The 19,166-nt window shown below is 55.7% G+C and carries 15 protein-coding genes; 6 read left to right on the top strand and 9 right to left on the bottom strand.

Annotation, left to right across the window (positions count from 1 at the left end):
* Positions 1–62: 62 nt before the first annotated feature.
* Positions 63–1,106, bottom strand: a complete 1,044-nt coding sequence (gene argC / locus B142_RS0103360) for an N-acetyl-gamma-glutamyl-phosphate reductase (RefSeq protein WP_018120137.1) — start codon at positions 1,104–1,106, stop codon at positions 63–65.
* 152 nt (positions 1,107–1,258) lie between these two features.
* On the opposite strand from argC, the gene B142_RS0103355 reads away from it, so the two are divergent.
* The 3 genes from B142_RS0103355 (at position 1,259) to B142_RS0103340 (ending at position 5,325) form a co-directional block, all read left to right on the top strand.
* Complete coding sequence (locus B142_RS0103355; RefSeq protein WP_018120136.1) at positions 1,259–2,278, top strand: formamidase; 1,020 nt, start codon at positions 1,259–1,261, stop codon at positions 2,276–2,278.
* A gap of 394 nt (positions 2,279–2,672) precedes the next feature.
* On the top strand, positions 2,673–4,190 hold the full coding sequence (locus B142_RS0103345; RefSeq protein ID WP_051067295.1) for an amino acid permease: 1,518 nt from the start codon (positions 2,673–2,675) through the stop codon (positions 4,188–4,190).
* Between the two features lie 106 nt (positions 4,191–4,296).
* The gene (locus B142_RS0103340; RefSeq protein ID WP_018120133.1) at positions 4,297–5,325 is read left to right on the top strand and encodes an ornithine cyclodeaminase; all 1,029 of its coding nucleotides are present in this window, start codon (positions 4,297–4,299) and stop codon (positions 5,323–5,325) included.
* 239 nt (positions 5,326–5,564) lie between these two features.
* Here B142_RS0103340 and pheT read toward each other — a convergent pair whose 3' ends face one another.
* The 7 genes from pheT to uvrA all read right to left on the bottom strand — a co-directional run bounded on the left by pheT (position 5,565) and on the right by uvrA (position 14,594).
* Positions 5,565–8,069: a phenylalanine--tRNA ligase subunit beta gene (gene pheT / locus B142_RS0103335; protein ID WP_018120132.1), complete on the bottom strand. Its 2,505-nt coding sequence runs from the start codon at positions 8,067–8,069 to the stop codon at positions 5,565–5,567.
* A 29-nt stretch (positions 8,070–8,098) separates the two neighbouring features.
* On the bottom strand, positions 8,099–9,157 hold the full coding sequence (gene pheS, locus B142_RS0103330) for a phenylalanine--tRNA ligase subunit alpha (protein ID WP_018120131.1): 1,059 nt from the start codon (positions 9,155–9,157) through the stop codon (positions 8,099–8,101).
* A gap of 163 nt (positions 9,158–9,320) precedes the next feature.
* Positions 9,321–10,142 (bottom strand): TrmH family RNA methyltransferase, encoded by an 822-nt coding sequence (locus B142_RS0103325; protein WP_018120130.1) that lies wholly within the window; start codon positions 10,140–10,142, stop codon positions 9,321–9,323.
* A gap of 115 nt (positions 10,143–10,257) precedes the next feature.
* Positions 10,258–10,641, bottom strand: a complete 384-nt coding sequence (rplT, locus tag B142_RS0103320; protein ID WP_018120129.1) for a 50S ribosomal protein L20 — start codon at positions 10,639–10,641, stop codon at positions 10,258–10,260.
* 58 nt (positions 10,642–10,699) lie between these two features.
* Positions 10,700–10,894: a 50S ribosomal protein L35 gene (gene rpmI, locus B142_RS0103315; protein WP_018120128.1), complete on the bottom strand. Its 195-nt coding sequence runs from the start codon at positions 10,892–10,894 to the stop codon at positions 10,700–10,702.
* Between the two features lie 32 nt (positions 10,895–10,926).
* The gene (gene infC / locus B142_RS11740; protein WP_081604912.1) at positions 10,927–11,448 is read right to left on the bottom strand and encodes a translation initiation factor IF-3; all 522 of its coding nucleotides are present in this window, start codon (positions 11,446–11,448) and stop codon (positions 10,927–10,929) included.
* A 302-nt stretch (positions 11,449–11,750) separates the two neighbouring features.
* On the bottom strand, positions 11,751–14,594 hold the full coding sequence (uvrA, locus tag B142_RS0103305; protein WP_018120126.1) for an excinuclease ABC subunit UvrA: 2,844 nt from the start codon (positions 14,592–14,594) through the stop codon (positions 11,751–11,753).
* A 125-nt stretch (positions 14,595–14,719) separates the two neighbouring features.
* Between uvrA and B142_RS0103300 the strand changes: the two genes are divergently transcribed.
* The 3 genes from B142_RS0103300 to B142_RS0103290 all read left to right on the top strand — a co-directional run bounded on the left by B142_RS0103300 (position 14,720) and on the right by B142_RS0103290 (position 18,664).
* Positions 14,720–15,319 carry an MBL fold metallo-hydrolase gene (locus tag B142_RS0103300; protein WP_018120125.1) on the top strand — a complete coding sequence of 200 codons (600 nt, stop codon included), beginning with the start codon at positions 14,720–14,722 and terminating at the stop codon, positions 15,317–15,319.
* A gap of 192 nt (positions 15,320–15,511) precedes the next feature.
* The gene (locus B142_RS0103295; protein WP_018120124.1) at positions 15,512–16,363 is read left to right on the top strand and encodes a DoxX family protein; all 852 of its coding nucleotides are present in this window, start codon (positions 15,512–15,514) and stop codon (positions 16,361–16,363) included.
* 21 nt (positions 16,364–16,384) lie between these two features.
* Positions 16,385–18,664 carry a HelD family protein gene (locus tag B142_RS0103290; RefSeq protein WP_018120123.1) on the top strand — a complete coding sequence of 760 codons (2,280 nt, stop codon included), beginning with the start codon at positions 16,385–16,387 and terminating at the stop codon, positions 18,662–18,664.
* Between the two features lie 20 nt (positions 18,665–18,684).
* Here B142_RS0103290 and B142_RS0103285 read toward each other — a convergent pair whose 3' ends face one another.
* Positions 18,685–19,161 carry a universal stress protein gene (locus B142_RS0103285; protein WP_018120122.1) on the bottom strand — a complete coding sequence of 159 codons (477 nt, stop codon included), beginning with the start codon at positions 19,159–19,161 and terminating at the stop codon, positions 18,685–18,687.
* Positions 19,162–19,166: the final 5 nt, after the last annotated feature.

Here is a 19,166-nt window from a genome sequence, read left to right as displayed (position 1 = left end):
TCCTCGTAGTTATGTTGGCTAAAACGTTTATCTCGGCGAATGTACGGTCTGTCCTCTTCGGTTTACGGCGCCAAACCTGGATGAGTCAGCCCGGCGGCTTCCTCGAATCCCACCATCAGGTTCATGCATTGCACGGCCGCTCCGCCGGTACCTTTGGTCAAGTTGTCGAGTACTGCGGTGATCAACAAAGTGTTGGTTGCTTCGTAGACCTCGGCCTGTATCTGGCATGTGTTTGCGCCAATAACATGTTGCGTTTCCGGCTGCTGACCTGCAGGGAGTACCTGAATGAATGGCTCATCGCGATAGAAATCATGAAAGATATCGGTGATTTCCTCTTGCGACAACGGTGTCGCAAGTTGTGCGGTAGCCGTGGTCAAAATTCCGCGGGTGGTTGGTGCCAGCACCGGCGTGAAGTTGATGCGGTAGTTCTGCTCACGGATTTCGCGGAGGTTTTGCACCACTTCTGGGTTGTGGCGGTGCTTGCCGGAGGTGTTATAAGCACGCAGGTTGCCAGCGGTTTCGGACCCCAGCAGTGGGACCGCTGCCTTTTTACCAGCGCCGGACGTACCGGTAATCGAAACAATATTGATTGCTGGTTCGATTACTGCTGCCGCTACGGCGGGCAACAAAGCAAGCGTCATTCCCGTGGGAAAACACCCAGGAACAGCTACCTTGTTTGCTGCTGCAATTTCAGCGCGATGCCCTGGCATTTCTGGAATACCATACGGCCACTGGCCCGCATATTCCCCGCCATAATACGCATCCCAGTCCGCTTTCTTCTGCAGCCGGAAATCAGCCGCGCAGTCAATAATTTTGGTGTCGTCTGGCAGCTGTTTCGCCAATTCTGCAGAGTGCCCGTGCGGCAGACCTAAGAAAACAACATCGTGACCGGACAGCACCTCGGCTGTGGTGTCTTCAATCATACGATCGCGAAGCTGCGGCAGATGCGGCATCTGCTGTGAAACCGGCTCACCGGCGTGCGAGTGGCCGGTCAGCGCGCCGATTCGCAGGTCGCCGCTGTGGTAACGCGGATGGTTCAGCAACAGGCGGAGAATCTCACCGCCTGCATAACCGGTGGCTCCTGCTACAGCAACTGAAATCGTCATAGCGCCACCCTAGCAAACTTTATGCAACAAAATGCAAATTATTCATTCATGAATGTTTACCAGCCCCGACTTCGCGGAAAATCGTGGCACAACCTCCCTTGGGCGTACAGTGGTGTGCATACCGTAATTCACATCACCCAAAGGAGTGACCCATGTCTAGCACTGGTTCGATTTCCGCTTCACCCGACGGCTTATTGATGGCCCTCGTCCAATACCGCGTCCCCATTGTTGAAAAACCCGAAGACGTACAGAACAACGTTGACGAAATTTGCCGCCGTGTCGCTTCCACCAAGGCGGGCTATCCGGACCTTGACTTGATTGTGTTCCCGGAATATTCCTCTTCCGGCCTGAATACCGCAATCTGGTCCTACGATGAATTCCTCATTGCGGTTGATTCTCCCGAGGTCGACAAATTCCGCAAGGCGTGCAAAGACAACGACATCTGGGGCGTGTTCTCCATCATGGAACCGCACCACGAAGAGGGAAAGCCACCGTTTAATACCGCGATCATCATCGACAACAACGGTAATCTCGCACTCCATTATCGTAAGCTCCAGCCATGGACCCCTATTGAACCGTGGTCCCCAGGCGACCTCGGAATGCCGGTATGCGACGGACCCAAAGGATCCAAGCTTGCCGTCAATATCTGCCACGACGGCATGTTCCCGGAACTGGCCCGGGAAGCAGCATACAAAGGTGCAAACGTCTACATCCGCATTTCTGGCTACAGCACGCAAGTGCAGGACCAGTGGATCATGACCAACAAGACGAATGCGTTCCAGAACCTCATGTTCACCGCGTCCGTCAACTTGGCAGGGTATGACAATGTCTTCTACTACTTCGGCGAAGGCAATGTGTGCAACTACGACGGAAACCTCATCGCGGAAGGTCACCGTAACCCAGACGAGATTGTCACCGCCGAGATCTTCCCGGCGCTTGCCGATAAGGCTCGCATCAACTGGGGCCTAGAAAACAACATCTTCAACTTGGGCAATCGCGGCTACGTTGCAGTACCAGGCGGCGCGACCGAAAACTACCTCACCTGGATCGATGATCTTGCCAAAGGCCAGTACAAAGTGCCATGGGCGGATGAGGTCCGAATCAAGGACGGCTGGAAATACTATCCTGATGGTCCACAGCTCGGACCGTTGCCGGACAAGTTCAAGAAGTAAAATTTCTCAGAGTCCCCAACAATCAAGCAATCAGGAAGCTGATTGCTCCCCGCGGCCAGCACGACGCCATTCCAATGTCGTGCTGGTCGTTTTTCTTGCCGACGTCCCCTACAGCGGTACCCCTACTGGGGTTTGCTCCACCTCACACCACTCCGATAGGTCCCCACATCGATAAATTCTTCGCAACAGTTATTCTCGCAACGGCCTTCTCTTCGCACTAGTCGTAATGTGGGCAACAACTTCTGTTCAACAATGTTGGTTGTTTTTATAACCTCAGTCACTTATTCTAATAACACTTGGGCGTAGCCCGTGTCACATTTGCCACATGTGATGCTGCCAGGTACTTAGGCCTGCGATGCATTGCATTCCACTGAACAGAAGGTGAGAAAGTCATATGTCAGAGCAAACTCCCCAGCCGCATGGCGGCGCAATGGGGCCGACAACAAATGGAAGGCGTGAATCCTATCTTGATGAAGATCAAGGCCTGTCCAAAGGAATGGGTCAACGCCAGTTGCAAATGATTGCCATTGGTTCCGCGATCGGTACCGGTTTGCTCTTAGGTACCGGTAGCCGTCTGGAACAGGCCGGCCCATTCCTGGCTGTTTTGTACCTGGTCTGTGGTTTCTTTGGCTACATCATCCTGCGTGGCCTTGGCGAGCTCATCGTTTACCGCCCGTCATCGGGGTCTTTCGTTTCTTATGCTCGTGAGTTCTACGGCGAAAAGGCAGCCTTCGTTACCGGATGGTTGTACTGGGGTAACTGGGCAATGACCATCATCGCAGACTCCACCGCCGTAGCTCTCTATATATTGTGGTTCGACCGTTACACCTCAATTCTGGATGCGATCCCACAATGGGCGCTAGCCCTCGGGGTGGTGGTCTTCATTCTGGGCTTCAACATGCTTTCGGTGAAGATCTTCGGTGAACTGGAATACTGGTTCTCTCTGATCAAGATTCTCGGACTGTTAGTCTTCATGGCACTGGGTATTTGGGTGGTACTCACTGGCCACCCACAGGGTTATGACACTGGTTTCCAACTGATCAGCGAAGGTGGCGGCTGGCTTCCGAACGGCCTGCTTCCTGCAATCGTCGTCATCCAGGGCGTGGTTTTCGCCTACGCCGGTATCGAATTGGTCGGCACCACCTCGGGTGAGACCAAAAACGTCGAAAAGATCATCCCGAAGGCCGTCAACGCGGTGTTGTTCCGCATCATCTTCTTCTACTTCGGTTCCGTACTACTGCTCACGCTGGTTCTGCCGCACACCGAATACATTGCAGGTGTGTCACCATTCGTGACCTTCTTTGATTCCTTTGGCATCGGCGTCGCTGCACCCATCTTCCAATTGGTGCTGATTACCGCAGCTTTGTCTTCCTTGAACGCAGGCCTGTACTCCACCGGCCGCGTGATGTACAACATGTCGATTTCCGGTTCTGGTCCAAAATTCGGCAAGGCACTATCCAAAGACGGCGTGCCGTATGGCGGAATCTTGCTCGCGGGCGCAATCGCATTCGCTGGTGTGTTCTTGAACTTCGTGGTTCCAGAAATGGCCTTTGAGATCGTACTGAACCTGGCAGCACTGGGCACCATGGCCAGCTGGGCGGCGATCAGCATGGCGCACTGGAAGTTCGTCAAACTGTCGAAGACTGGAGAATACGAACGCTCTAGTTATGCGAGCCCATTTAACGGGTGGGGCGATATCGCAGTTGTGATCTTCATCGGAGTTGTCATCATTCTCATGGCCTTCGACTGGCCGGTGGGAACTTATACCTTGGCCGCTTCTCTCCTGCTCATCCCGATGTTCTGGATTGGCTGGAAGGCATGTAAACCAGAAGTAATGGCACAGCTGGAAGCTCGTCAATCGCGCATGAAAGCGTACAATCAGGGGAGCAACAGCCAGGAATCTGGCGAGTAAATAAAGTTCACAACGGATCTTCCGGCTTGAACTCAGTGACACACAAGTAGTCACGTCGGAACCGATTCGAAACAACAAACTCAGTACGAAAGGAGACCACACACTCATGGTCAAATTTGTAGATGTCGACAACATGGCACGCTGGATCCAGCGCGAAGGTGTCGAAAAGATCATCACCGGTATGGTCAGCTATTTGGAGAAGGATTACTCCGAGTGGGAGCGTTTCGACCTCATCCCTCGCGTTGCTAGCCACACCCCATTCGGCGTCATCGAGCTGATGCCAACATCGAACGGCGAAGAGTACTCCTTCAAGTACGTTAACGGCCACCCATCCAACCCGGCACGTGGTTTCCAGACTGTGACCGCGTACGGCATGCTAGCCGACGTCGACAATGGTTACCCAACCTTCTTGTCGGAAATGACGCTGCTGACTGCACTGCGCACCGCAGCGGTATCTTCCATGGTGGCCAAGAAGCTAGCGCGCCCAGATTCCAAGACCATGGCCATGATCGGTGCCGGTTCACAGGCTGAATTCCAAGCACTCGGCTTCCGCGGCAACTTGGGCATCGAAGACATCCGTATCTACGACGTAGACCCCGAGGCTTTAGAGAAGGTTCGCCGCAACCTGGAACCTCTGGGCTTCAACATCACTGTCTGCTCCACCACCGAAGAAGCCGTCGAGGGTGCAGACATCATTACCACATGCACCGCGGATAAGGCACAGAACCAGATTCTGGGCACCCAGCACGTCAAGCCGGGCGTACACATCAACGCCGTTGGCGGCGACTGCCCTGGCAAGACCGAGTTGGTTGAAGGCATCCTGGATATGTCCACCGTCTTCGTCGAACTGCCTGAGCAGACCCGCATCGAAGGTGAGATCCAGCAGAAGCCAGACGACTACGAGGTAGTTGAGTTCTGGAAGGTCATCACCGGCAAGGAAAAGGGTCGTTCCTCGGATGAAGAGATTACCTTGTTCGATTCCGTTGGTTTCGCCATCAACGATTTCTCTGCTCTGCGTTACCTCCGCGATGATGTGGCCGGTACCGAGCTTGAGACCGACATTGACTTGATCGCCAACCCCGAAGACCCAAAGGATCTCTTCTCGCTGGTCGCAGAAGTTCCTTCCCTGGTCTAAAAATTAGGTGCAGCCATAGGCTGCCCAATCACGAGAGCACCTAACGTGAACGCGCACTACCAATCCTGGTAGTGCGCGTTTGTGTATCTGCAGATTGCTGCTTAACCCCTACTCAACGAGCGTCTTCGGTGTTTCATGATGTCTGATCACAGTACTTCACTAAACCAAATTTCAGTGAAATACTGTGACCTAGAAATCCATTCTTCTGCGGCTAAGCACTGATCCAAGGATTGAGCACGCTAAGCGCGCATCTGTGCTCCCAGCTCCACTCGTGCTTTCTCTGCAGCTTGTACACGGTATTCATTAACCTCTTCGTCGGTCAGCGTCCGATCAGCAGCACGGAAAATCAGGTTAAAAGCCAGTGATTTCTTGCCTGCTCCGACCTGCTCACCGCGGAAAACATCGAACAGTTCCACGGACTCCAGCAACTCACCAGTCGCGGATTCGACAACCCGTCGCACAGTCTCGGCTGGAACCTCATCATCGACGACCAGCGCCAAATCTTGGTGCAAAGCAGGAAATGCCGACAACCGTGGTGCCGGGAAGGACTCGTCCAACGGCAATGCGGAAAGATTCAATTCCATAGCGCACGTACGCGCCGGTAATCCGAGAGCCTCAACAACCTGTGGGTGCAACTCACCGGCGTGACCAACCACGGTGCCCGCAACACTCAGCTGCGCACAGCGTCCCGGGTGCCATGGCAAATATTCTGCATTCGCAATTTCAAGTTCTACGCCGCAGGCACGCGCCACGATACGCGCAGATTCAATCGCATCTGCATAGGTATAGTGCCGACCACTACCCCACGGTCCAGTAAATTCCTGTTCACCTGACCCCACGGTAGCCACGTACAAAGGCTGGCGCGGCAAACTATCGACGACACTCGCCACGGTGGCATCATCGGGCCGGTTGGCAACCGACGGCATTGGCGTGTAGTCCGCAGAGGCAAAGCTCACCTGCTGGAGACCAAACAAACCAACCGAATCACGGCCCCGGGCGACGTTGCGCCGTACCGCATCCAACATCGATGGCAACAACGTGGTGCCCAAAACTGCGTGGTCAGATTCCAGCGGGTTCTGTACCGCAACGGTATTGCGGCGTGGATCGTCAGCGGCCAATCCCCAGATATCGAAGGTGTCATTGGCGATAAACGGCGTCGGCAAGATCTCCGCATAACCGGAATACGCCAAAGCATGGCCAACTGCGCGGCGACGTTTTTGCGCGGGACTCAAGCCACGGCCTGCCGAAGGCGTCGGCAAGATCGTCGGAATATCTTCCAGCCCTTCCAGGCGCAAGACTTCTTCCACCAGATCGACGGCAACCCCGAGATCAGAACGCCAGGTTGGTGGAGTCACACGCAACTGGTCTCGATCCTTGACGACGTCCGCGCCAATTTCTTCTACACGGCCGATAACGGACTGTTCAGGGTAGTCGACGCCAGCGATCTGCGATGGGAAATTCACGTCCATGGAAATTTCCGGCATGGCAGGAACATCGCCGTGCACAGTACGGGTGGCTTCTACGGTGCCGCCAGCGATATCTGCCAGCAGCGCGCAGGCCAGATCGAGGCTGACCTCGACCAGTGCCGGATCGACACCACGTTCAAAACGACGGGAGGCTTCCGACGACAACTTGTGCCGACGTGAAGTGCGAGCCACAGTGATCGGATCCCAATTTGCAGCCTCGAAATAGACGTCGGTGGTCTCATCGCTGACTTCAGAGGTGGTTCCGCCCATCACGCCAGCCATGGACTGAATTCCGGATTCGTCGCAGATCACAACATCTTTCGCATTCAGGGTGCGGTTGATGTGATCGAGCGTCTCAAATTTCTCGCCTTCTTCTGCGCACCGCACGGTAAGCCCGCCCTGGATCTTGTCGGCGTCGAAAGCGTGCATCGGCTGCCCCAACAGCAACATCAGGTAGTTCGTGATGTCCGTGGCTGCGTTGACCGGGCGTTGGCCGGAAAGCATCAGTTCGCGCTGCATCCACCATGGTGACTGCGCAGTTGGGTCAATCCCAGAGACTTTGCGTAACCCAAAACGGCGGGTCTTGGTGTCCTCGGCGATGCTGACGGACAGGGTTTCACCGTCGGCAGCAGGCACGCCGTCGATGCTCAACCCTGCGACGGTCGGGTCGACTGCGGGATCCACATACTTCAGATTGAACGCCGAAGCGATTTCGCGCGACAATCCACGGGCGGACAACGCATAGCCACGGTCTGGAGTGATGTTGACATCAAAGATGACATCATCGAAGCCCAAATAACCACGGGCATCCTCGCCTGGCTCACCGGCAGCAGCCGGGAGAGTCAAAATGCCGTCAGATTTATCGGTGAGACCCAGCTCAGCCACAGAGCAAATCATGCCGCGAGACATTTTTCCATAGGTCTTACGCTCGCCGATGGCAAAACCACCCGGGAGCACGGTTCCGGGAAGCGCGATCACCACAAGATCACCTTCCGCGAAATTCCGGGCACCGCAGATAATTCCCTGCATCTCACCGGTGCCATTTGCCTCACCAACGTTGACTTGGCAATAACGGATCGGCTTTTTAAACTCTGTGAGTTCTTCAATTTCTTCTACCCGCCCGAATACCAATGGGCCGGTGGTCTCTTCGATTGCCTTATAGCCTTCGGTTTCGAATCCAACGCGGACGTAACCACCGTCGAAGTCGGCCGGGCTGACGGCCCATTCCGGATTGTGCTGGTTCAGTAGACGGGTAACCCAGTTCTGGGTGATCAGCATAGTTGCGGCTCCTTATTCTGGGTTGGTACTTAAGCGTGGATTCCAAATGGCAGGGTGAAGCGAACGTCGCCTTCGACCATGTCGCGCATATCTGACAGGCCATTACGGAACTGTAAGGTACGCTCCAGGCCCATGCCGAAGGCAAAACCGGTGTATTCGTTCGGGTCTACCCCAACGGCAGTCAAGACGTTGGGGTTGACCATGCCGCAGCCACCCCATTCGATCCAACCTGCACCGCCTTTTTTGTTTGGGAACCAGACATCAACTTCAGCGGAAGGCTCAGTGAACGGGAAATAATTGGTGCGCATACGCGTCGTGGTCTCTGGGCCGAACAGCGTTTTCGCCAGGTGATCCAAGGTGCCGCGGAGATGAGCCATATTCAGGCCCTTGTCGACGGCCAATCCTTCGATCTGGTGGAAGACCGGGGTGTGAGTGGCGTCGAGTTCGTCGGTACGGAACACACGCCCTGGGCAGGCGATGTAGAGCGGCACGTCGCGCTCTAGCATCGAACGCACCTGCACCGGCGAAGTGTGGGTACGCAGCACCTGCTGTGAGCCTGGCTTGCCGACGTGGAACGTATCCTGCAGCGTACGAGCTGGGTGGTCTGGCTTGAAGTTCAACGCATCAAAATTAAAGTACTCGGCTTCCACCTCGGGACCATCGGCAATCTCCCACCCCATACCTATGAAAATATCCGAGATGCGTTCAGACAAGGCAGTAATTGGATGTAAAGCACCGGTCTGATGCCGCGTAGTTGGAATGGTGACGTCAACTTTTTCGCGGACCAGTTGCGCTTGGCGTTCCTGCTCTTCTAATTCCGCCTGAATGCCTGCGAAAAACTTCTCTGCTTTGCCGCGCGCCATGTTCACAGCTTTACCGGCGTCTTTGCGCTGATCCTTCGGCAACGAGCCCAACGATTGCCGAGCACGCGGAATATAAGCACCATCACCAAGATGTTGCCGACGAGCTTCAGTGAGCTCTTCCATGGTGGATGCCGCAGAGAAATCTGCGATCGCTTTCTCGGCAGCAGCGTCCAGGGCTTCCTGGCTCAAATCAATGTCAGTTCCGTTATCAGGTGCATTCGACACGTCGGCTATCCTCGCGCTAATCGTCAGGTGGTTAGTATTAATGGGTGAAATTTCAGTATCGTCCGCATGCCAGTCTAGCGACCGTTATGACACAACGGTTAGCGGCATCAATTTTATATATGCAGCCTGCGCGCTCGCGCTAAACGAGGCAACACCACTCCCGCTAGCGGGCTCGCTTCTGCGCTTTCGCGGATTCGTATAGGCAAATTGATGCTGCTGTCGCCAAGTTCAGCGATTCTGCGTTGCCACGAATTGGGATGGACACGCGGTGGTCAGCTCGGGCTGCGACGTCGTCAGAAAGTCCGTGCGCTTCATTGCCCAGCAACCACGCCGTAGGTTTTACCAACATGCCAGTTTCTTCTGCTTCTTCTAGGCTGATCTCGCCATCGGCAGCCGTAGCGAGGATCTGCAGATTGGCAGCGCGCAACTGGCCTACCACGTCATTGATTCCCGTCTCGCGGGCAACCGGGGTATGAAATAGCGAACCTGCGGAGGCTCGCGCGACCTTATTAGAGTGCGGATCGACGGTGTTTCCCGCAAACACGACGCCATCTGCTCCGAGGGCATCCGAGACTCGAATCAATGTGCCGGCGTTGCCGGGTTCGGAGGTTTCTACCGGAACCGTCAGCAATCTGGGCGAGGACTTGATGATTTTGCCAGCGCTAAACATTACCGGCAAGCACACGGCAAAAATACCGGGCGTGGTAGTGGTTTCTGATAGCAGCTTGGCGGCACCATCGGTGATGGGATGGAGATAAACGTCCATAAACCCAGCGGTGGTCACGATGTGCGCGAAGCGCTTCGCCGCAGATTCGGTAACAAACACGTCAGTAGCCGCACCCGTCGATACTGCAGCATCTACCGCATTTTCTCCCTCAATAAGGAAGCGTTGTTCTTTTTTGCGAGCGGCTGCACGGTGTAGTTTTGCAGCGCGGGATACGCGTGGGGTGCGCTCTGTAAACGGCTCAGAGAAATCTAGCGTCATGGAGGCTAAGTCTACGGCAACAGCCTCGCGGAATCTAAGGCGGTGTGAGCACAGCACAACGCCCCCGGAATCTTCCGAGGGCGTGTGGCGCATACGTACGGTGTTGCGCGGGAAATTAAGCGTTTGCCGGTGCGTTGACGGCGGCAGGCAGTGCGGACTTGGCAGCCTCACATAATGCGGAGAAGGTGTCGAAATCGTTGACAGCCAGCTCTGCGAGCATCTTGCGGTCAACCTCGATCTCGGCCAGACGCAGGCCGTGGATCAGACGGTTGTAGGTGATGTCATTCATGCGGGCTGCAGCGTTGATGCGCTGGATCCACAGCTTGCGGAATTCCGACTTACGCGCGCGACGGTCGCGGTAAGCGTAAGTCATGGAGTGCAGCCACTGCTCTTTTGCTACGCGGTAGCGGCGGGAACGCTGACCCCGGTAGCCCTTAGCGGACTTCAGGATTGTGCGACGCTTCTTCTTGGCGTTAACGGACCGCTTTACTCGTGCCACGGTGATACTTCCTTAAATCTTGTTGTTGGTACTGATGTGGGATGAAACGAGTGGGCCTTTAGGCCTTGCCAAGCAAACGCTTGATGCGCTTCTGATCAGCCTGTGCAACGTCAACGTCACCCTTCAGACGGCGGGTGCGCTTAGAAGGCTTGTGCTCCAGCAGGTGGCGACGATTCGCCTGCTCACGACGCAATTTGCCGGAACCAGTCTGCTTGAATCGCTTTGCTGTGCCCTTGTGGGTCTTCTGCTTCATGGAGTTTCCTTAATTCCTTAATTGACGGTTCGTTATTTCTTGCCCTTGCGTACTGGACCAAGCACCATGGTCATGTTGCGACCATCCAGCTTCGGCTTTGCTTCCACCACGCCATATTCTTCGACGTCGTTGGCCAGCCGTTCCAGCAAGCGGAAACCAAGTTCAGGGCGCGACTGCTCACGACCGCGGAACATGATGGTTACCTTGACCTTGGAGCCCTTTTCCAGGAAGCGGACAACATTGCCCTTTTTGGTCTCATAGTCATGGTCGTCAATCTTCGGACGGAGCTTTTGCTCCTTGACGACGGTCTGCTGCTGATTCTTCTTGGACTCACGGGCTTTTTGGGCTTGTTCATACTTGAACTTGCCGTAGTCCATGATCTTGGCGACAGGTGGCTTTGCCTTTGGGGCAACCTCAACTAGATCGAGATCGGCCTCGTAAGCAACCTTGCGGGCATCGTCGGTACGAACGACACCAACCTGCTCACCTTCAGGACCGATAAGACGGACTTCCGGTACTCGAATACGCTCATTAATGCGAGCTTCAGCGCTGATGTGTGACTCCTAAGTTCAAAAGGGGCGAATGAAACGTCTACCCTGCCACAATAGGAGTACTCCCCGAGAAAAACACATACCGGGACAGTCGGCATATGTTGCCGTGGTACCGGTATGTACCTTTTACCCGTAGCCAACTTAAGCAGCGGCATGAGGTGGGAGGAGACTCCACTTGTGACCTAAGTTCCTGGACGGAACCCTAGGTGGTAGTGCATTGAAAGTTAGCATATGCACTGAGCCAACACAAATCGCGACAGGCAGCCCCACAGTTTTGGCTCATCGCCTTTTTGACTCATCGCTGTTTAAGCATTGAGTATCTCCGCCAAAAATTGCCCAGTATACGAAGCTTCCACTTGCGCCACATCTTCTGGGGTACCCTGCGCTACCACGGTGCCACCACCGGAACCGCCTTCCGGCCCCATGTCGACGATCCAGTCCGCAGCCTTGATCACATCGAGATTGTGCTCGATGATCAGCACGGAGTTGCCTTTATCCACCAGGCCTTGAATTACCAGCATCAAGCGGCGAATATCTTCAAAGTGCAGGCCAGTCGTCGGCTCATCCAAAATATAAACGGTGCGTCCGTGCGAGCGCTTCTGCAATTCGGAGGCAAGCTTTACGCGCTGCGCCTCACCACCGGATAACGTCGTTGCCGACTGCCCCAGGCGCACATAGCCCAGGCCGACGTCGACAAGCGTGTCCAGATAACGGTGGATCGAAGTAATCGGCTCAAAGAATTCCGCGGCTTCGGAAATTGGCATATTCAGCACTTCAGCAATGTTCTTGCCCTTGTAGTGCACCTCCAGCGTCTCACGGTTATAGCGCGCGCCTTGACACACCTCGCACGGCACGAACACGTCCGGAAGGAAGTTCATCTCAATCTTCAGCGTGCCTTCGCCCTGGCAGGCTTCACAGCGCCCACCCTTGACGTTGAAGGAGAACCGGCCGGGCTTATAGCCGCGCACCTTGGCCTCTTGAGTTTCAGCAAACAAGTTACGGATCTTATCGAATACGCCGGTATAGGTCGCTGGGTTGGACCGCGGGGTTCGCCCAATCGGTGACTGATCCACCTGCACCATTTTGTCCAGGTTTTCGATGCCTTCCACGCGCTTAGCCCGGCCGGGAACCTGGCGGGCTCGGTTGAGCTCATTGGCCAAAGTCTTTGCCAAGATTCCGTTCACAACGGTGGATTTACCGGAGCCGGAAACACCGGTAATGCAACACAAAACACCCAGGGGGATGGTGACGTTAATGCCACGCAGGTTATTTTCTCGGGCACCGACGACGGTGAGTTGCCGCTCCTTATCAATTGGGCGGCGTGACTCCGGAACCGCCAAGACCTTGCGCCCGGACAAGTAATCACCGGTCAATGACCCAGAGCAACTCTCGATTCCCTCAGGCTCACCCTGGTAGACCACCTCACCACCGTATTCGCCAGCACGAGGGCCGATATCCACCATCCAGTCGGAGGCACGAATCGTGTCCTCATCGTGCTCGACGACGATCAGCGTATTACCCAAATCGCGCAGCCTTTGCAGCGTGGCAATCAGGCGATGATTATCACGCTGATGCAAGCCGATGGACGGCTCGTCCAACACGTACAACACACCGGCCAAACCTGCACCAATTTGTGTTGCCAGGCGGATGCGCTGCGCCTCACCGCCAGAAAGGGTGGATGCACCGCGATTGAGCGTGAGATAGGTCAAGCCGACGTCGACAAGAAATTGCAGGCGCGCTTGAATCTCTTTGAGCACGGCACCGGCGATGATTTCGTTGCGGTGATCCAGCTGCAGCGTATCCAGGAATTGCGTGGCTTCTTCAATTGGCAGCTCGGCCAGCCCAGCAATGGAGAGTTCACCATGCGAGGTCGACGCCAACCGCACCGCGAGGATCTCCGGCTTCAAACGCGTGCCTTTGCACTTTTTGCATGGCACCTGGCGGGTATAAGCCATGAAGCGGTCTTTTTGCGAGTCGGATTCCGCGGTATCGAGCTTGCGCCGGACATAACCTGCCGCACCCTCAAACGGTGCCGTCCAATCCCGCTGGCGCCCGTAACGGTTCCGGTAACGCACACGAACTTCAGTCTTCGTGCCGTTGACCAGAGCATCGCGCTGTTGCTTAGTAAGCTCCGAAAACGGTGTTTCTGGATCAAAATCCAGGGCCTTCGCTAAGCCTTCGACCAATTTGATGAAATAGCGCTGGTTCGGGCTGGCGTACCACGGCTGAACAGACTTATTCGCCGGGGCATCCGGGTCCGGAATCAACAAATCCTGATCCACCTCATGGCGCGAACCCAATCCATCACAGGACGGGCAGGCACCATACGGGGAGTTGAAAGAAAACGACCGCGGCTCATACTCGTCGATCGTCAACGCGTGCCCATTCGGGCAGGCGGATTTCTCAGAAAACATCCGCGTGGATTCCGGGTCATCCACAAAATCAATCGTGACCAGGCCGTCGGCAAGCCGCAACGCCGTCTCGACCGAATCAGTCAGCCGTTGTTTCTGCGAAGCCTTCACCTGCAAACGGTCCACGATGACGTCAATATCGTGCTTAATCTGTTTTTTCAGCGTCGGCGGGTCACTGAGCTGATAGATTTCGCCGTCGATGCGAGCACGCGAAAATCCCTGCGCCGCGAGGTCAGCAAACAGATCCACAAACTCACCTTTGCGAGTACGCACCACCGGCGCTAGCACCTGAAACTTGGCTCTTTCTTCGTGCTCAAGCACCTGGTCGACGATCATCTGCGTGGTTTGTCGCTCAATCACGGCGTCGCACGTTGGACAATGCGGGGTGCCCGCGCGCGAAAACAGCAAACGCAGGTAGTCATAAATTTCAGTGATGGTGCCCACGGTGGAACGCGGGTTGTGGTTGGTTGATTTCTGGTCAATCGAGACCGCCGGCGATAGACCTTCAATAAACTCCACGTCCGGCTTGTCCATCTGTCCCAAAAACATCCGGGCATACGATGACAGCGATTCCACGTAACGACGCTGCCCCTCGGCGAAGATGGTGTCGAACGCCAGCGACGATTTACCCGAGCCAGACAGCCCGGTAAAAGCGATCATTTTATCGCGCGGCAAATCAATATCCACGCCTTTCAGGTTGTGTTCACGCGCACCTTTGACCACTAAACGGTCTGCCACGGAGCCACCAAGCCTTCCCACAAATTTAGCTGTAAAAACCGATTTATATAAGAATTAGACTCTTTAAAACTACCAGGCCGCAGGCAGAAACAGCTATCTCGATGCAGTATCCGTAAACTGTGGGTATGAGCACTCTCGCGCTACATTCTTTATCCGTGTCCGAGATGGACAATCAGTGTTATTTTCTTGTCGACGGCGACCAAGCGTTGCTGATCGACGCCGCCGACGATGCCGCGAAGTTGTTGGCATTCGCGGAAGAACTCGGCGTAACCATCACCGCCGTGTTGACGACGCACCGGCACTGGGATCACACCCGTGCCGTGGAAGAGGTTCTGAAAAAGACCGGAGCGAAACACTACGCATCGCATCTGGATGCCCCGGCAATTCCGGGGGAGATCGACGTCGAACTGCACCACGGTGATGTTGTGGAATTCGCCGGCGAGGAATACCCGGTGATTATTCTGCGCGGCCACACTCCTGGCGGAGTTGCCTTGGCCGCTGTGATTGATGGTGTGCCGAATTTGTTTGTCGGCGACTCGCTGTTTCCCGGTGGTCTGGGAAAGACAGATTCTGAGGGCGATTTTGTGCGCCTGTTCCATGACGTCAATGGACGTATCTTCGAGCAGTACCCTGACGAAACCAAAGTCTGGCCAGGACACGGAAATCCGACGACGTTGGGCGAAGAGCGCGGCAAACTGGAAGAATGGTGGGAACGCCGCTGGTAAGCCCGTATTTGGGCAGCAGTTGGGTGGTCACCGTCCGGCACTAAAGCGCGATAACTACCTGCACGGCTCGGCGTCGAATCCGTGAGGCTGCTCACGGTTTTCTGCCAGTAATACCGGCCACATTGTGCGCGCTTATGGCGTAGAATTAACCTCTAGTACTTCTAGCTACTATTACAAGGAGCATTACTAGCTATGATCCGCAAGATTGCACGACCAATGCTGGCTTCGGTCTTTATTCTCGACGGCGTTGATGCGCTGCGTAAGACCAACGAGCGCGTTGACACCACCGAAGACCTGATCAAGCGCGTGCGCAAGTTTGTCCCAGCGGACATCGCGGACGCTATTCCAGACAGCCCAAAGACTGTCGCCCGCATCTTGGGCGGCACCAAGGTGGGCGCTGGTTCCCTGTTCGCTATTGGCAAGGCACCGCGTTTCGCTGCCGCTACTTTGGCTGTCACTACCCTGCCGACGCTGATTTCTCGTGATGCGTTCTGGGCTGCGGACGAAGAAGGCGAACGTCGTGCTCGTCTGAACAACTTTGCTACCTCGTCTGCTCTGCTGGGCGGCTTGTTCATCGCCTCCCAGGACACTGAGGGCAAGCCTGGTTTGAAGTGGCGCGCGGAGCATGCTTCCAAGCAGGCCGGCAAGAAGGTGCAGCAGGCACTGCCAACCAAGTCCGACTCCGAGAAGATGTGGGATGAGGCCCGCGAAAAGGCAGGCGACTTCACCGGCCAGGCTGGTGACTGGATTAAGGATTCCAGCGAAAAGGCCCAGGCCTATGTCAATGACAACAAGGGCGATTGGTCCAAGACAGCCAACGAATGGCTCGATGCGGCGCGTTCGAACGCCAAAACTGCCAAGAAGAGCACCGTCAAGGCTGCCCAGAAGGCTCAGGACAAGGCCAACGATGCTCTGAAGGATGCCGAGAAGAAGCACGGCAAAAAAGCCAAGAAGGCACGTAAGAACGCCGAGAAGATTCAGAGCAAGGCAGACAAGGCTCTGTCTAAGGCAATGAAGAAGCTAGACAAGAAGATCGACTTTTAAGATTTAGGAAACCACCCCACAGTGTCTCCCCGTTTTTCTCGGGGACACGAATCCACGGCTTCGCAGAAAGCCCAAAGAGTACATCACTCAGAGTTTTCTGCGGAGCTTGCTGCCGAACAAAGCTATCTCGATGCTTTGTTCGGCATTTTGGATTCTGATGTCTCCAATGCACGACAGCGTCTTGCCGACGCCCAATTGACCATTGATCCAGCCAATGCTGATTCCGACGCTTTGCTGCGCCGGGAAACCGAATACCACCGGCTGCAAGAAAAACTAGATCAACTAAACCTCGCGCAGATCGGGTTGGTCTTCGGACGCATCGATGTCGATGCAGACGGCGAAAACCCAACACCAGATGGCTTAGATCGCCGTTATATCGGGCGCATTGGTCTGATGGACCGTGACGACGATTACCGCTCACTGTTGATCGACTGGCGCGCGCCCATGGCACGCCCGTTTTATTTGGCAACCACAGCACACCCGGAAGGCGTACGCATGCGGCGGCATATCCGCACCGCGGACCGGGTAGTCAAAGATATTGACGACGAATTGCTCTCTGGCACGGCACCGGACGATGCCGCCCGCGCGGATGTGGCCGGAGAAGCCGCTCTTCTACACGCGATGAATACCGCCCGCGGTGAACACATGCAGTCGATCGTGGAAACCATCCAACGGGAACAAGACGCGATTATTCGTGGTGCCACCCGCGGGGTACTTGTTGTGGAAGGCGGGCCCGGTACTGGAAAGACCGCTGTGGCTTTGCACCGTGTGGCCTATCTGCTCTATACCTGGCGTGAACAACTATCACGCACCGGTGTGCTGATTATCGGGCCCAATCCAACGTTTTTGAACTATATTTCGCAGGTATTGCCCGAGTTGGGAGAAACCGGTGTTGTTTTGAGCACGATCGGGCGCCTCTACCCTGGTTTGCGGCCCACGATGCACGAAGACGCAGAGACTCGTCGGGTGAAAGGCTCACAGCAGATGGTCGACGTGTTGAAGGCTGCGGTCAAGGCTTATCAGCAGGTTCCGAAGCACAACCGCGACGTGGTGTTGGAAGGCACCCGGGTAGAGCTGACCCCAGCGATGGTGAAAACTGCGCGGACCCGGGCACGCCGTTCCCGGAAACCGCACAATGAGGCACGCGAGGTCTTTACCGAGCAGCTGCGCTCGGAATTGGCGCATGGACTGGCAGCTATCATCGGCCATGATCCGCTGGATGGCGGCAACCTGCTGGATAGCACGGATATCGCCGCGTTGCGCGAGGATATCTCGGACGAGGCCATCATCGAGGAACTTGTCGACGAATTCTGGCCGCAGTTAGGACCCCGCCAGGTACTTCGAGAATTGCTTACTAACCACACCGCGCTGCACGCTGCCTGCCGCGCTAATGGAGGCGAGGAATTCGTTTCCGCATTGTTGCGTAATGCAGACTCCTCCGCACACAGCTGGGCAGAGTCTGATGCCGCGCTCTTGGACGAGCTCGCGCAATTGCTCGGCAGCGGTGATGACGAGCAACAAGCTGCTGCAGATGAGCGGGAATGGCAGGAAGCCTTGGAAGAAGCCGAGGGTGCACTGGATATTCTGGCTACGTCAGAATCCACCGATAACGATGACGTATTTGATTCGGAGATTCTTTCCGCGCACCACGTAATCGATGCGGAAACGCTAGCGCGACGCCAGCAGGCCCGCGATTATCGCACGACTGCCGAGCGTGCAGAAGGCGACCGCACCTGGGCATTCGGCCACGTGGTGGTTGACGAAGCACAGGAGCTTTCCGCGATGGAATGGCGGATGGTCTTCCGTCGCAGCCCAAATCATTGGATGACGGTAGTGGGTGATCCTGCACAGACGAGCTCGCCGGCCGGTTGCGATAATTGGAGTGAGGCGCTCGAGCCATTCGTCGGCAAGCGCTATCGCCAACATCAGCTTACGATCAATTACCGCACCCCCGTGGAGATCGCAGAATTAGCAGAAACGATTGTCCGCAAGTATCAACCGGATGCCACGGTGGCCCAAGCGATCCGGAACCGGGAGGCTGCGGTGCGGTGGTTGCCGAGTGGGACTTCTCCGGAATCAGTGCGGGAGCAATTGCATGCCGACGAGCAACAACGCAGTTGTGCAATCATTACCGCGCAGAACGCATCCCAGCATAAGGGCTTGGAATATGACCACGTCATCGTCGTTGAACCTGCGGAGATCATCGCGGCCACACCGCGTGGTTGGCAGGATCTTTATGTCGCATGTACGCGCGCGACGCAGACGCTGAGCATTATCGGCGAGCTGGATTTAGCCGAATAGCGACAGGTGCGACAGTCCGGCTAAGCGACGGTGTGCACGATGATCACGTCGCAATCGGATTGCCGCGCAATATCTGCTGGTACAGAGCCTAATAATCGCCCCGTCAACGTATTGATACCGCGGTTGCCTACCACGAGCACATCGGCATCGTGCTGGGCGACGATACTCATCAATGCTGCGACGGGGCTTCCTGTTTGTACCGCGCTGCTTACTTTTTCTGCACCTAAAGCACGGGCTTCTTCTACTGCTGGTTCCAGGATGGCTTCAGCCTGCTCCGCACCTACAACAGGGTGATCACTCAATGGTTCTTGCGGGCCCGCTACTTGACCGGGTTCGTAGTATGCGCAAGCGATAAGCAGCTGTGCGTCAAAGGCAGCCGCGAGCCGTGCTGCGCGACGCACCGCCAACATGGACGACTGTGAGCCGTCGCTGCCAACGACAATGCTGGAATAATCAGCGCTATGTGGATCGGTGGTTTCCGCCGTCTCCGAAGTCATCGTAT

It is taken from the genome of Corynebacterium propinquum DSM 44285, from assembly GCF_000375525.1.
Lineage (GTDB): Bacteria > Actinomycetota > Actinomycetes > Mycobacteriales > Mycobacteriaceae > Corynebacterium > Corynebacterium propinquum.
Note: the sequence above shows the minus strand (reverse complement) of the source record. Positions and strands in the feature narration are given on the sequence as shown.

What these genes read in the sequence shown, in the direction of transcription:
- argC (WP_018120137.1), bottom strand. Translation starts at nt 1,106, where the DNA reads ATGACGATTTCAGTTGCTGTAGCAGGAGCCACCGGTTATGCAGGCGGT.
- B142_RS0103355 (WP_018120136.1), top strand. Translation starts at nt 1,259, where the DNA reads ATGTCTAGCACTGGTTCGATTTCCGCTTCACCCGACGGCTTATTGATG.
- B142_RS0103345 (WP_051067295.1), top strand. Translation starts at nt 2,673, where the DNA reads ATGTCAGAGCAAACTCCCCAGCCGCATGGCGGCGCAATGGGGCCGACA.
- B142_RS0103340 (WP_018120133.1), top strand. Translation starts at nt 4,297, where the DNA reads ATGGTCAAATTTGTAGATGTCGACAACATGGCACGCTGGATCCAGCGC.
- pheT (WP_018120132.1), bottom strand. Translation starts at nt 8,069, where the DNA reads ATGCTGATCACCCAGAACTGGGTTACCCGTCTACTGAACCAGCACAAT.
- B142_RS0103325 (WP_018120130.1), bottom strand. Translation starts at nt 10,142, where the DNA reads ATGACGCTAGATTTCTCTGAGCCGTTTACAGAGCGCACCCCACGCGTA.
- rpmI (WP_018120128.1), bottom strand. Translation starts at nt 10,894, where the DNA reads ATGAAGCAGAAGACCCACAAGGGCACAGCAAAGCGATTCAAGCAGACT.
- B142_RS0103300 (WP_018120125.1), top strand. Translation starts at nt 14,720, where the DNA reads ATGAGCACTCTCGCGCTACATTCTTTATCCGTGTCCGAGATGGACAAT.
- B142_RS0103295 (WP_018120124.1), top strand. Translation starts at nt 15,512, where the DNA reads ATGATCCGCAAGATTGCACGACCAATGCTGGCTTCGGTCTTTATTCTC.
- B142_RS0103285 (WP_018120122.1), bottom strand. Translation starts at nt 19,161, where the DNA reads ATGACTTCGGAGACGGCGGAAACCACCGATCCACATAGCGCTGATTAT.